Origin of the sequence: Pseudomonas sp. R11-23-07 (assembly GCF_003852295.1) — a bacterium.
GTDB lineage: Bacteria > Pseudomonadota > Gammaproteobacteria > Pseudomonadales > Pseudomonadaceae > Aquipseudomonas.
Genome location: NZ_CP027761.1, coordinates 1,248,314 through 1,262,450 on the forward strand (window position 1 = coordinate 1,248,314; position 14,137 = coordinate 1,262,450).

The following is a 14,137-nucleotide window of genomic DNA, read 5'->3' on the forward strand; positions in this document are numbered from 1 at the left end:
TCGGTTATCCGTACGCGTCCAGCAGTGCCTGTCGCGTCAAACGGCGCGCCAATTCGTCGTAGTCATCCTGGATGTCACTGTAAAGCCGTTGCACGGTGGCATCGGAGAAGGGTTCTTCGGCCAGCACCACGGTATGGGGGATCGTCAGTTCATTGGCCAGCGTGATGATCTGTTCGCGCAAACGTGCCTTGCGCTCAGGCGTCACCTCGGCGCCGATCCATTCCGTATGGGCATCCCGTAGATCCTCCAGTTGGCTGCCGGCGTGTGTGCGTTTCTCGGCTTGAGCCTTGAACGCTTCCAGATGGGCGTCATGCAGGTAGTCGGCCCAGAACGGTTGCTCAAGAATGCCATTGACCAGGCCGTCGCCCTGGGACAGCTCGATAACCTGGCGCACCGCAGTATCCAGGTGTTCTTGAGTCAGCCCGGCCGTGTTGCGGTAGACCATGTGTTCGGACAGCCACGGCAGGTCGAGACGGCGTTTGAGCCCGGTTTGGTAGGCGAGGTACACCTGCACATCATCGACCTGGTTTTCATCGCTGCCAAACGCCTGGCCCAATCCGCCCTCGCTTTCTGGCGCGATGCGATGCTGGATTTCCTTGTGGGCGATTTGGTTGATCTGCTCCAGGCGCCAGGTCTGTTTGGCCAGTGTCACCAGGTTACGTTCGAGTTGAGGGCTGTTGTCATTGCGGATGATTTCCAGCAGGGTTTCCACGCCGATGCGGTTGAACGTATGGGCCCCGGCATCTGCGCACAGGGACGGTGCGCCGGCCAAACTGAATATCCGCTCGCGAAAGCCGGTGTTCTCATAGGCACGAAACACCACCTGCCAGACTCGCTGGGAGAGGTCCTCGCGACCTTGTTCAAACAACTGCGCATCGATTTCGGTTTGAAAACCTGCAGGCGGCTGCAACAGTCTGAACACCTCGAATAAACCCTGGGAGCCGTGTTCCGCTTCCACCTCGTCCCACACCTTCTGTGCCGTGGTGCGCTGTTCAGGTGTCAGGCCAACCATCCAGAATTGGCTGTCGGTTTTACCGCCGCGAGGCGTGGTGCGGTAAGGGTCGATCCCCTGGGCCCGGCGATAACTGACGAAGCGTTGTTCATCCTCGAACTCAAGCCTGGTCATATCCAGCCAACTGTTGGCCACAATCCTGGCGGCGGGAGTTTCTGGCGCAAACACGGGGACGGTGTTGATCGCCGTGTTTCTCAGGTCCAGCTCCAGCAGAGCGGGCCTCGGGCTTTCCAGCCCTTGCGGCCATTGAGTGATACCGGTTCTGTTGAGTATCAGCAGGCGCAGCTCCGGCATTTGGCTGACATCCGGTGGGGTTTCCAGGCGGGTATTACCTTCCAGATTCAACGCGCGCAACTGTGGGCATTGTTTAAGCGTGGCGTGGTCGGAGGGCGACCATGCAATAGGGTTGTCACCCAGGTTCAGGGCGGTCAGGCCGTTCATGGGCAGTATCTGCGACGGCACTTTGTCGAGACGATTGGCCGACAGGTCCAGGTTGCGCAGGTTGTGGAAATTATCGAGAAAGGGTAATTCGCGATCGCCCAGCGCAGAGCCGCTGAGCTTCAAGCGGGTGACATGACTGAAGTCTGCTCGCAGTGGTCCCAGGCGTTCCAGGTGAAGACCCAGGGCCAGCCCGTTCAAGTCCAGCAGGGTACCGCGGGTTTTCGCTTCCATCGGTTGCATGCGCAGGTAGGCGCCGTCTTCCCAGCAGGCAGTCAACTCATGGATGACCTGGTTTCGAGTGTGTATTTCAAGCAGGGCTTGATCGGTGCTTGCCATGGGATCTACGAGTGGTTTTTTGCGGAACCTGTTCATGTCTTCGTGCAGCGTCGCATGGTCAGCTTCAAGTGTGCCGAGCAGTTGCTCGCCTTGCATAGTGCTCAGGCGGGGCAGCACTTTCTGGATCTGTTCCTCAGTCAAACGCGGGCACAGCTTCATCAGCGTTTCCCGAGGGGTCGGCGGCTGTGGGGGTTGCCTCAGGACCCAGCGGCGGAAAGCCCCCCACATGGGTTTTTGCAGTAAGTGTTGTGTGGTGCGCTGCTCAGCCGGGGATAGCGGGCTGTCCGCTATCACGCTGCGGCGTTCGGCCGGTGGCGCCAGTTGCGATTTGAGCCATTCCTTGAAGTTCGCGCCTTGACCTGGCCGGTAGTCAAGCGTGTCCGTGGGCACCACGCGCAACAACGCTTCATAAAAGCTGTACTGCGGCGGGGGAGTGGAAGGCGACGCAGCGTGCAGTTGGTAACGCCCCTGGCCCTTGTACAGGAGTATTTTTTTCGTGCCCGCGTCGGCCGGCCCCACCTGGCAACGCAGGCTGCCGCTGGGCGTCTGATCGTGAATGGCAATGTTCAAGTCGCCCAGGGCATCGGTGTGCAGGCGCACGATATTGAGGGCCATGCGCTCGGTGTCCGGGGTCAGCAAGGCGTCGTGGTAGAGGCCTTCACTGGCATGGCTGGCGCGGACTTCATTGGCCAGTTCCCGGGCCAGGTTTTTCAGGCGCAAGGGGATGCGCCGTTCACGGCTCATCACGCTCGATTCTTGTGGCGAGGTGCGCAGCAGCAACGTTGCCACCAGGTCTTTGGGCAATAGCGCAAACTGCTGTTGAATCAGTCGGCCCTGCGGGGTATTGAGCGCTTCATGGGTGCTGTAAAGGTGGTTGAACACGCTGGTGTTCTGCTGCACCAACTCATTGGCCAGGCGCTCACGCAGCGCCATGACGGGTTCGGGCACGGTTTGCGCGCCGGGCGCTGCAAGCAAGGCCATCCGCTCGGTGTCGCTCAGGAACGCGCTGACCTGTTCGAACCACTGGCCGGCTTCCACAGCCTGATAGCTGAGGCGCAAAGTGTCGGCAGCGCTGGCGTCAGTGGCGCCGTAGACGATGGAGTGGCCGGTCAAGTCGCTGTTGACGAACACCCGGATGGCTTTGTTTGCCGGCCAACCCTGGAGTTCGGTAGTGGTTTGCACCGTCCAGTTGGTCGGCAGGTCCGCACTGGCCCCGGTGCGAACCTGCTGCGGGGCACTCTCGAGTTGCTGGCGCAGCTTTATCCGCTTGAGGCTGTCGGCCAATAGCGGCGGTGGGGTGTCGCGTTGGGCATACATCATGCGCAAGGCGTCATCGTGGGTGCCGCTGGTCTGGCAGGCCTGTTCAAGTTGGGCGGGGCTGAGGTCCTCCACCGCAGGCCCGAGGCGCCGACGCAGCGTCTCGCTGTCCCAGGTGTTGGGGGCCTCGCCTTCATGGACCCACGCGCCACTGGGGTGATGCTCGATGCTGGGTGAATAGGCGTCGGGACGGGTGGGATGCTTGATGCGATGGGTGTGGTGGATGGCGTCGTGTTCGATGACGTAGTGCCGGTTATCCAGCGGCAGGACTTTGTGGTTCTGGTGCGTATGCAGGCCCAGTTCATCGGGCTGAGAATCGCTCGCCAGCTGCAGGTTGTCGTGGGCGTAAGGCGCCAGGTCCGGGTTCCACAGGCGCTGTTGCCCGTCGACTTCAACCGCGCGCAAATTGTCGACGAAGAGCGAGCGTTTGAACGCGCTCGCGACTTCTCCACCGACGGCGAAGAGTCCCAGTTGGATCGTATCGGTTGCGACCGTGACGAGGTGGTCGGCGGCTTCTATAAACTGCCCTTCGGCCAGGTCCACCACGCCTTCGATCACATCGCTGGCCAGTTGGTAGGCGGTGTATGCCAGCATCAGCTCGCCGAGGAACGGCACGAACGGAGTGATGACCAGCAGCGCGACATTGAAAATATCCGAGAGGATTTTTGTGAAGTTGTCCCACCAGGCCCAGCGCTCTGCTCTGTCGGCGTCGGCCGTAGCCACCGCGATGCTGCGTGCGTCGTTGAGTATCTTGTTGAAGGATTGCTGGTAGCGGTATTCCCATAGATCGCCCTCGATGGCGGGCGAGGAGAAGTGCAGTTTGGGATTGTCCAGCGGCGCTTCCCGCCATTGAGGGCGCGGGTCCAGTGGCTGCGCCGGGTGCCACCGAACGTTGGAGAGCCGCTGATTGAGTCCGGCAAAGAAATGCCCGCGTTGATTATGGTCGACAAACTGGCTGAAGAACTGTTGGTAGGTTTGCCCCTGGCGAGATGGTATCGACGCATTGGTTTGCAGCTTGCGGGTCAGGTCGAGCATGAACGCAAGGCTGGAGGTGTACTCCTTGACGGGACTCTCGGGGTCATGGGGGATGTAGGCGATCAGTTTCGAGGCGCTGGAAACCCGATCCAGGTCAGCGGCGATCAGCAGGATACCGCTCAGTGAAGCATCGAGGATGTGCAGTTGATAGAACCGCATCACGCCCCGTTCACCGCGCAACGCGCGCATCAACACGTGGTAGGCCGCGGCACTCAGGTCCGCGACCTGTTGGCCGTCGGTGGGCAGGCAAGCCAGGTGCGCCGCCGCCTTGAGCGCGGCTTTCTGGCTGGCGATAACCTGGTTTTTCAAGGTGGTGCGAGCGCTGAGGTCCGTTGGCAGCAAGTAGTTGTTCAGGTGTTGTTGATAGCGTGCGCCGAGGTCCAGTTCACGGCACAAGGCCTTGAACTGTGGGATGGACATCGTGTCGCTCAACGCCAGGGGCTGGAAGTGGCCACGGTAGTCGGGACGGGTGATATAGCTGGAGTCGCTTTCGAAGGATTCCCCGATGGCAAAGTTCTGCAAGGCCGCGTCGAGCAATGACACCTTGCGGCCGGTCACGCCCTTGAAAAAACTGTGGGCGTACCAAGGCAGTTTCTTGGCGATATACAGGTGCAGAAACGTTGCTTTGACGTCCAGGTCAAGGTGGTACTTGTCCAGAATGGCTTGTTTGAGCAGGGGTTCGGCAAAGGCATACACGTCCTGTATGTCGCGCAGTTGTCGGTCCACGGCGTTTTGCGTCCGCCAGCCTTCAGCATTGGCCGCCTGCAGGGCTTGATGCTCTGCGGGGAGGGCGCGGGTGTAAGCGGGCAGTCGAGAAAGGTCGGCGGCGCTCATCTGATGGGCCCGGGCCAGGGAGGTCGTGGCAAGCCAGTCCGGAATTGTTTGTTTGATCAAGTCATAATGAGGGCCTTTATAGGCGCGCGCAGGCGTGCTGGAAGGCAGTAAACGTATAGGCATCAAGTTGAACTCGTTAAGTGGCTCGAGTGCTTAGCCTATCCGTCGAAATCAACAACAAACGTTCAATATATTGCAGCTAAGTCGGGACTGAAATGTGCGGGTTGTTCGGTGTGCGAATGCAGAATTTGTGCACTGAATGTGCCGGGCTCCCCCGGCTGGCACTGCGTCCGGCTGCCGGGTTGCAGATAAGGGCTGAGCAGCGGCGCCATGCCCTTGAGCACTTGCACCGGCAATGCCGAGGTGAAGGTGAAGCCTTGGGCCGAGGCGCCGGGGACGAATGCGGTCAGCGTGCCGAAATGGCGGTCGCCGATATAGAACACAAAGGTGGCGGTGCGGTTGATCGCCTTGGAGCTGAGTAGGCGCCCGCCGGCACCGATTGCTTCGATGCGGTTGTCGCCGGTGCCGGTCTTGCCGCCCATGGCCAGGGGTGTGCCGTCAGCCAGTTTGAAGCTGCCGGCCACACGTTTTGCGGTACCGGCATCCACCACCTGGGACAACGCCTCGCGCAAGGCGTTGGCGACTTCACTGGGCATGACCCGCTTGCCTCGGTCCGGGTTGTTGACCAGGCGGGTTTCATACGGGGTGCCGGCGGCAAAGTGCAGGCTGTCGATACGTACGGTCGGCTCGCGCACACCGTCATTGAGAATGATCCCGACCAGCTCCGCCAGGGCCGCCGGGCGGTCTCCCGAGCTGCCAATGGCGGTGGCCAGGGACGGCACCAGGTGATCGAACGGGTAGCCCACAGCCTGCCAGCGTTGATGAATATCCAGGAACGCTTCGATCTCCAGCATGGTGCGGATGCGACTGTCGCGGGCGCTCTTGTGGCGGCTCTTGAACAGCCAGCCGTAGACTTCCTGGCGTTCGTGTTCACTGGCGGCGACGGCCTGGGTGAAGGTGGCGTCGGGGTGGTTCAGCAGGTAACTGAGCAGCCACAAATCCAGTGGATGGACCTTGGCGATATAGCCTTGGTCCGGCAGGTCGTAGGCGCCGGGACCGTAATCCTTGTAGAGCTTGGCCAGGCGTTCATCGGTGAGTTTTTCCGGGGCCTTGGTGGGCAGGTGCGCGCGCACGAAACGGTTGAAGCTGTCCTGGTTGGCCTGGGGCAGCAGATAACGGTGCACCGCGGCCAGGCGCATGGCGGTGGGGTGCATGCTGTCGAGAAAGGTGTCGAGCCGGGCCTGGGTGTCTTTGTTGCGGTAGCGCTTCCAGAAGCGCAGCAGGAAGGTGGTGCCCTCGCGGTCGGCGAATTGCGCCAGGTACTCCTGGCGGCGTGGGTCGCTGTCGTCCTTGAGCAACTCGGCGCTGCTGTTGGGGCCCTGATAGGTGCTGTAGCGCACCAGGTCGCGCATCAGGCGAATGAACGGCAGGTTGATCGACTCACGCAGGGCCTCGCGCAGCGTGGGGTTACGTCCGTTGTCTTCGTTGCGAAAGTTATTGAAGTGGTGCAGGCCGCCACCGGTGAAAAAGCGTTCGCCAGGGCTGGCCGAATATTTCCGCTCGAGCGCCGCGTCGAGCATCTTCGGCAGGCTCCGGTCGCGGTTTTGCGCCAGGTAATCCACGGCCCAGCGCGACAGGCGATCCTGCTCGTCGACGCTGATCTTTTTCAGCTCGGCGGGGGGCTGGTCGGCATAACGATCGTGCAGTTCGCTGATGATCTGCAGGTAGGTGGTCAGCACCCGCAGCTTGGCGGTGGAGCCCAGTTCCAGCTTGCTGCTCTCGTTGATATCGAAGGGTTGGTCGGTGTTGTCGGTCTGTACCCGCACCCGTGCGCCATCGGCGGTCATCTCATAGAGCGTGAAGCTGTAGCGCACTTGCGCGGTGCTGGCGGGCGTCAACAGGCGTGGGCCGAGCAAGCCGATTTGCCCGGCGAAGGCGGGGTCGGCCAGGTGCTTGAGGTAGGTGGTGGCTTGGGTTTGCAAGTCATCCTGCAAGGTGCTGGTGGCGGACAGGTCCAGGCGGTCGAGGTCGTACAGCGGGCGATTGAGCAGGGCGGCCAGGCGGCTGCGGGCAACACTGATGCCTTTGTTGGTTTCAATCGGTTGAATCGTCGGCTGTTGCAGCCAATCGCGATAGCTCACCTTGCTGGCCAGGGCGGCCTGTGCCAGGGCCGGGTCGATGACCGCGTTCTGCGCGAGCAGGCGAATGTGGCTGTCGGTCAGGTTCGCCAGTTCGGCGTGGCCCTTGGACAGGTAGTGCGAGGGCCGGCGCTGGGCGATCATCAATGACAACACTTCACGCAGGGCCAGGCCTTTTTGCCCGAGGTTTTGCGTGCTGCTGTCGGAGAGCAGGGCGTTGGTGCGGTTGAAGTCGGCGCCGTACCACACCCGCAACCCTTCGGCCAGGCCATGCACTTCACCGTGACCGGGCACGGCGGACAACGGCACGCTGTTGAGGTAGTCGCGCACGATATTGCGGCGTGCCTGCAAGGTCTGCGGACCCTCCTGGTAGGCGCGTACGCTGGCGGAAAACATCTGCCGCAGTTTCTCGCCGCCCGACAGGGTCAGGCCGTCGGGGGAGTGACGGTACTTTTCCAGCTGGGTCGCGAGGGTGCTGCCACCGGCGGTCTGTCCGGGCAAATGCAGGAGCCTGGCCACTTGTGACCAGGCCGCTTTGGCGAAGCGCGGCCAGTCCACCGCCGGGTTGGCTTCGGGCTGAGCCGGGTCGAGCAGGTCGCGGTCCTCGATGAACAGCAGGCTGTTGACCACCACCGGCGGGATCGCGGCGAAGTTTTCGTACAGTTGTTGCGGATAGTTGTATTGGTAGAGCGGCACGGCGCGGCAGTCGGTGATGGACAGCCCGGCCTGGATTTTTTCCGCGTAAGGCACGAACAGGCCCTTGGCGCTGTAGTCCATCAATTCGGCCGAAAAGCGCGCCTGGGTTTCAATCACATAACCGCGTTTGAGCAAGCGTGGCAGGAACGTGCCGAGGTCGCTGTAACCGAGACGCCGGTCGAAGGGACCGGCGCCGGGATAGGCGATTGCCGGGCTGGGGCCGGGCTCCAACCGATAGGTCAGGTCACGGGCCAGGCGGCTGAGTTCCTGGGCCTGCAGGCGTGAGGTGCGCAGCTCCTTGGCGACGGCAAACCCCAGGGCCGTCAGCGCCACCAACACAATCAACCAGAACAGGCGCCGTGCGTAACGAGGCCTGGGTTTATTTTTGGATAAAGGCGCTGGGTCCGAACTGCCATGTACTTTCGCAGCCTTGCTCGATTCGGTTTGCCACAGTGCGTCCATAGTCGATTGATCCCTTCACGCAGATAGATCGGACTTGCCTGAAGTTTAGTCGCTGATGGCTGGGTGTGAGGGAATTGTGTTTTGAGTGTAGGAATATTCCGATGGATCTGCAGCGGCGCCTCCGCGACGTTTTGTCGCCCGATGCAGGTCAGATGCTCCTGTAAAATTGCATTTTGACCCACGCTTCCCCTAAATTGCCTCGTTTTTATAGTGAAAGGCCCTACTCCGGGCTTTTTATACTGCACGCCCCGTTGATCTTGCCTGGCAAGACAGGCCCGTCCATGAGGCGGCCCCGGTTTCAACAAGGGCGCAGGCTTACCGGCTTGCACCGTGGAAACTCGACGGACAATCCAATAACAAGATGAGGTTGTATCCCTATGCCAGTCGGCAACCAACTGCCCCATGGCGAGACCGCTTCAGGCGGCCCGCTCAAACGCGAATTGGGTGAACGGCATATTCGCCTGATGGCCCTCGGTGCCTGTATCGGTGTCGGTCTGTTCCTCGGCTCGGCCAAGGCCATCGAAATGGCCGGCCCGGCCATCATGCTGTCCTACATCATCGGTGGCCTGGCTATCCTGGTGATCATGCGTGCCCTCGGCGAGATGGCCGTACACAACCCGGTCGCCGGTTCCTTCAGCCGTTATGCACAGGACTACCTCGGCCCGTTGGCCGGTTTCCTGACCGGCTGGAACTACTGGTTCCTGTGGTTGGTGACCTGCATCGCGGAAATCACCGCCGTGGCGGTGTACATGGGCGTCTGGTTCCCCGACACCCCACGCTGGATCTGGGCCCTGGCGGCGCTGATCAGCATGGGCACCATCAACCTGATCGCGGTCAAGGCCTTCGGTGAGTTCGAATTCTGGTTCGCGCTGATCAAGATCGTCACTATCATTGCCATGGTGATCGGCGGCGTCGGCATCATCGCTTTCGGTTTCGGCAATGACGGCGTGGCGCTGGGCATTTCCAACCTGTGGACCCATGGCGGCTTCATGCCCAACGGCGTGCAAGGCGTATTGATGTCGTTGCAGATGGTGATGTTCGCCTACCTGGGCGTGGAGATGATCGGCCTCACCGCCGGTGAAGCGCGCAACCCGCAGAAGACCATCCCCAGCGCCATCGGCTCGGTGTTCTGGCGCATCCTGCTGTTCTATGTGGGCGCGTTGTTCGTCATCCTGTCGATCTACCCGTGGAATGAAATCGGCACCCAGGGCAGCCCGTTCGTGATGACGTTCGAGCGCCTGGGTATCAAGACCGCAGCGGGCATCATCAACTTCGTGGTGATCACCGCAGCGTTGTCGTCGTGCAACGGCGGCATCTTCAGCACCGGGCGCATGCTCTACAGCCTGGCGCAGAACGGCCAGGCGCCCGCGACGTTCGGCACCACCTCGAGCAATGGCGTGCCACGCAAAGCGCTGCTGCTGTCGATCTTTGCCTTGCTGCTGGGCGTGTTGCTCAACTACCTGGTGCCGGACCAGGTGTTCGTGTGGGTCACCTCCATCGCCACCTTCGGCGCGATCTGGACCTGGCTGATGATCCTGCTGGCCCAGCTCAAATTCCGCAAAGGCCTGAGCCCGGCCGAGCAGGCGGGCCTCAAGTACCGCATGTGGCTGTACCCGGTCAGCTCATACCTGGCGCTGGCGTTCCTGGTGCTGGTGGTGGGCCTGATGGCTTACTTCCCGGACACCCGCGTGGCGCTGTATGTAGGGCCTGCGTTTCTGGTGTTGTTGACGGTGTTGTTCTACGTGTTCAAGTTGCAGCCGACCAATGGGGCGGTGCGTTCTGCAGCCTGAGGGCTTGCCTGGGATGGTGGTGTGTCAGTCACACCGCCATCGGGGGCTTGCCCCCTCCCACATTTAGACCTGCAGCGACAACGCGATTCGTGCTGGTCCTGATTGGGCGCATAGCGTTGTCCTGATCGAATAAACGCCGCAAAACCCATGTGGGAGGGGGCTTGCTCCCGATAGCAGTGTGTCAGTCAGCTTATGTGTAGCTGATACACCGCCATCGGGAGCAAGCCCCCTCCCACATTTAGACCTGCAGCGACAACGCGATTTGTGCTGGTCCTGATTGGGCGCATAGCATTGTCCTGATCGAATAAACGCCGCAAAACCCATGTGGGAGGGGGCTTGCTCCCGATAGCAGTGTGTCAGTCAGCTTATGTGCAGCTGACCCACCGCCATCGGGAGCAAGCCCCCTCCCACATGTCAATCAGCTCGGCACTAACCAGGCGCGGGCACAGCGGCTCTGCGCTGGTCCAATTGCTTGTTGAATTCCAGCCACGCGGCAAACAGCATCATCACTGCGGCCCCCACCAGCGCGGTGAATATCCGCATGGCGAAGGTGTCACCGGTCAGGGCGTTGGCCATGTCCGCCAACGGCGCCAACACTACACCCAGGCAAAAGACTTCCAGCGAGTAGCGCCCCATCCGCCCCAGTTGCCGGGCCAGTGCATGTTGCGTCCAGCCGACACCGGGGAGCAATTTGGCGGTGACATAGGCCAGGGCCAAAAAGTGCAGCAAGCGCACCGGTGACAGGTCGGTCTTGCTGATGGGGTACAGCCATTCCCCGATCAGGCGTGGCATCCAGGCGTCGTGCACCTCGGGCCAGCGCCACGACAGGGTGATCACGCAGCTCGTCAGCACATACGCCGCAGCCGCCAGGAACAACGGTTGGCGCAGCACAGGCCGCTGGTCAGCCGGGCGTGCCGAACGCAAGGCCGCCGCGCCGCCGAGGATAAACAAGCACTGCCAGGTCACCGGGTTGAAGTACCAGACCCCGCCGTTGCTGGCCGGCAGGTTCCAGCCCTGCCAGGGCGCCAGCAGGTACACCGCCACAGAAACGCCCACCGCGACCCTCGGCACCCGCAACAGCAACGGCAGCGTGAGGGGCAGGCTCAGAATCAGCACGATATACAACGGCAAAGGGTCGGTCAGGTTGGGCTTGAACCGCAGCAGCAATTCATCGACCAGGGCCTGCTGGGTATTGTTGAGGAAATACTCCAGGCCCATCTCCTGCACGAGGTCGCGGGTTTCGATATGGCTGTTGGCGAATATCACGATGCCCATCAACAGCGCCAGCAGGAAGATGTGCACCACGTAGAGCGTCCACACCCGGCGCAGGATTCTTAAACAGGCGATGAAATAACCATCACGCTGCAGGATCTTGCCGTACGCCAGCACCGCCGCGTAGCCGGCCAGGAATACGAAGATTTCGGCGGCGTCACTGAACCCGATGTTCTGCACGGTGACATAGGCCAGGGGATTGTGGGGCACGTGATCCCAGAAAATGCAGATCAACGCCAGGCCCCGAAAAAAATCGATGCGCGGGTCGCGTCCGTTCAGCATGGCAGCGGGCTCTTGAACAAGTTGTTGAGTAAGAGTGGCGAGCGCGCGCGTTGTCGTACGCCGCACGTCAGGCGGGCGCAGGTTGGCGGTATTTGTAAGCGATTGCAAAAGGCTGGGTATTACCGAATGTCTCAATGGCCTGCCCGAAGGCCGGGCAGGCTTCAACCGTGTGAATCAGGCGGCGGCTTCATGCGGTTCAAAACTGTCCGCCCGCGCCATCTGCCACATCCGCGAATAGAACTCGCCATTCACCTCGCCGGTGAGCAGCTCGCCCGGTTTGAGGAACACATGCAGCTGCGAGAACAGCTTGATCTCGGTCGCCGACATGCGTCGCACCAAGTGCTTGGCCGACAACTGCGAAGGATGCTCCAGCCCGGCGGCGGCGAGCATTTCCGCCAGGGCGTGGAGGGTATTGCGGTGGAAGTTGAACACGCGCTGGGCCTTGTCCGGTACCACCAGCGCACGTTGGCGCAGTGGGTCTTGAGTGGCGACGCCGGTCGGGCATTTATTGGTGTGACAGCTCTGCGACTGAATGCAGCCGATGGCGAACATAAAGCCGCGCGCCGAGTTGGCCCAGTCGGCGCCGATGGCCAGCACGCTGGCGATGTCGAAGGCACTGACGATCTTTCCGCTGGCGCCGAGCTTGATCTTGTCGCGCAGGTTCAGGCCCACCAGAGTGTTGTGCACGAACAGCAGGCCCTCGCGCAGCGGCACGCCGATGTGGTCGGTGAATTCCACCGGTGCCGCGCCCGTGCCGCCTTCCTTGCCGTCGACCACGATAAAGTCCGGCAGGATGCCGGTTTCGAGCATGGCTTTGGCGATGCCCATGAACTCCCAGGGGTGGCCCAGGCAGAACTTGAACCCCACCGGTTTACCGCCGGACAACTCGCGAAGCCGGGCGATGAATTGCATCAGTTCGATCGGCGTGGAAAATGCGCTGTGGCGTGACGGCGAGATGCAGTCCTCACCCATCATGATGCCGCGGGTGTCGGCGATTTCCCGCGTGACTTTATGCTTGGGCAGGATCCCGCCATGGCCCGGTTTGGCGCCCTGGCTCATCTTGATCTCGATCATGCGCACTTGCGGGTCTTGCGCTTGGGTGGCAAAGCGTTCCGGGTCAAAGCGGCCGTCACTGGTACGGCAGCCGAAGTAACCGCTACCCAGCTCCCAAGTGAGGTCGCCGCCGTTTTCGCGGTGGTAGGGGCTGATGCTGCCTTCGCCGGTGTCGTGGGCGAAGTTGCCGAGTTTGGCGCCCTGGTTCAGCGCGCGAATGGCGTTGGCGCTCAGTGAGCCGAAACTCATCGCCGAAATATTGAACACCGACGCCGAGTACGGCTGTGTGCACTGCGGGCCGCCGACGATTACGCGAAACGCGCTGGGGTCGCTCAACGGCGCGGGCCGCATGGAGTGGCCGATGAATTCAAAGCCCGACTGATAGACGTCGATCAAGGTACCGAAGGGCTTGTCTGCGGTTTCGTTCTTGGCGCGTGAATACACCAGCGAACGTTGGGCCCGGGAGAAGGGCAGGGCATCGCTGTCGGATTCGAGCAGGTACTGGCGGATTTCCGGGCGGATGGCTTCCACCAGATAACGGATATTGCCCAGGATCGGGTAGTTGCGGCGCACGGCGTGGGGGCTTTGCAGCAGGTCGAAGATGCCGATCAAACTGAGCAGGCCGGTGACTATCGTGATGGGCCACAGCCATTCATGTTCGATAAAGGGCAGGCTGGCAAGGGTGAACAGGATGCATACGGCAAAGAACGCGTAACGGCTTAGTAACGACAGGCTCATACGGTTTTCCTTGGTTCGGACTCTTGAGGTCGATCCGCCATTCTGCGCCTGTACTGAAACAGGGGACAAGGATCGGAGGCTCTGGGGCGGCATTTGCCAGGCGCGGGCCATGGAACCGTTCGGCGAAAGGCGGCCACTATCGTGCAGGACGCCCTTTCTCTCATGCTCTTGGAGTCATCGCTCATGTCGAACATATCTGCCGCTTTCGGCCCTTCCATCATTCATCAAGGCGCGTCCGCCGCGATCGACCCTGAGCAGCGAATGCAATCCGCTCAGCACCACCACACTTCCCACGCGTACCGCGACGGCACCCCACCGGGAAAATTCCAGCGGTTTGCCGCTGACGCGGCCAAGAGCCTGTGGTTTATCCCAGGCATGAGCAACGTGTTGCAGGGAATTGCAAAGGCTAAGCCAGGCCTTGATGGCACCATCAGCGGGGCGCTGGACGGGTTTCGTAAAACCCGCGAAGACGGTTTTGACAAGGCGCTTCTCGGTGCGGTTACCGGCGATTACCATGCGATAGCCAACGGTTACCTCAATGCGGTGGTAAGGAACGACGCCACGCCTGAGTCCGTCAAAAAAGGGCTGCGCGAAGGTTTAGGCTTGTTAGACCTGGCCGCGACGCTGCGCCAGCAAAAAATAGCGCTGCAGGCTTGATGGGTAACTGGCCG

6 protein-coding genes are annotated in these 14,137 nt (G+C 61.4%); 2 read left to right on the top strand and 4 right to left on the bottom strand.

The window, feature by feature from the left end:
- Positions 1 to 4: 4 nt before the first annotated feature.
- Both C4J84_RS05515 and C4J84_RS05520 read right to left on the bottom strand, forming a co-directional pair.
- Positions 5 to 5,098 (bottom strand): NEL-type E3 ubiquitin ligase domain-containing protein, encoded by a 5,094-nt coding sequence (locus C4J84_RS05515; RefSeq protein ID WP_124435036.1) that lies wholly within the window; start codon positions 5,096 to 5,098, stop codon positions 5 to 7.
- Positions 5,099 to 5,160: 62 nt separating this feature from the next.
- On the bottom strand, positions 5,161 to 8,331 hold the full coding sequence (locus C4J84_RS05520) for a transglycosylase domain-containing protein (protein WP_124435037.1): 3,171 nt from the start codon (positions 8,329 to 8,331) through the stop codon (positions 5,161 to 5,163).
- A gap of 377 nt (positions 8,332 to 8,708) precedes the next feature.
- Here C4J84_RS05520 and C4J84_RS05525 point away from each other — a divergent pair, with 377 nt between their 5' ends.
- Positions 8,709 to 10,121, top strand: coding sequence for an amino acid permease (locus C4J84_RS05525; RefSeq protein ID WP_124369782.1), 1,413 nt, complete (start codon positions 8,709 to 8,711; stop codon positions 10,119 to 10,121).
- Positions 10,122 to 10,550: 429 nt separating this feature from the next.
- On the opposite strand, the gene C4J84_RS05530 is transcribed toward C4J84_RS05525, so the two are convergent.
- Together C4J84_RS05530 and C4J84_RS05535 are read right to left on the bottom strand one after the other, a co-directional pair.
- Entirely contained in the window at positions 10,551 to 11,675 is a 1,125-nt protein-coding gene (locus tag C4J84_RS05530) for an OpgC family protein (RefSeq protein ID WP_124435038.1), read from the bottom strand.
- A 174-nt stretch (positions 11,676 to 11,849) separates the two neighbouring features.
- Positions 11,850 to 13,466, bottom strand: coding sequence for an FMN-binding glutamate synthase family protein (locus tag C4J84_RS05535; protein ID WP_124435039.1), 1,617 nt, complete (start codon positions 13,464 to 13,466; stop codon positions 11,850 to 11,852).
- A gap of 141 nt (positions 13,467 to 13,607) precedes the next feature.
- On the opposite strand from C4J84_RS05535, the gene C4J84_RS05540 reads away from it, so the two are divergent.
- The gene (locus C4J84_RS05540) at positions 13,608 to 14,123 is read left to right on the top strand and encodes a hypothetical protein (protein WP_124435040.1); all 516 of its coding nucleotides are present in this window, start codon (positions 13,608 to 13,610) and stop codon (positions 14,121 to 14,123) included.
- Positions 14,124 to 14,137 lie beyond the last annotated feature (14 nt).

What these genes read in the sequence shown, in the direction of transcription:
- C4J84_RS05530 (WP_124435038.1), bottom strand. Translation starts at nt 11,675, where the DNA reads ATGCTGAACGGACGCGACCCGCGCATCGATTTTTTTCGGGGCCTGGCG.
- C4J84_RS05535 (WP_124435039.1), bottom strand. Translation starts at nt 13,466, where the DNA reads ATGAGCCTGTCGTTACTAAGCCGTTACGCGTTCTTTGCCGTATGCATC.
- C4J84_RS05515 (WP_124435036.1), bottom strand. Translation starts at nt 5,098, where the DNA reads ATGCCTATACGTTTACTGCCTTCCAGCACGCCTGCGCGCGCCTATAAA.
- C4J84_RS05525 (WP_124369782.1), top strand. Translation starts at nt 8,709, where the DNA reads ATGCCAGTCGGCAACCAACTGCCCCATGGCGAGACCGCTTCAGGCGGC.
- C4J84_RS05520 (WP_124435037.1), bottom strand. Translation starts at nt 8,331, where the DNA reads ATGGACGCACTGTGGCAAACCGAATCGAGCAAGGCTGCGAAAGTACAT.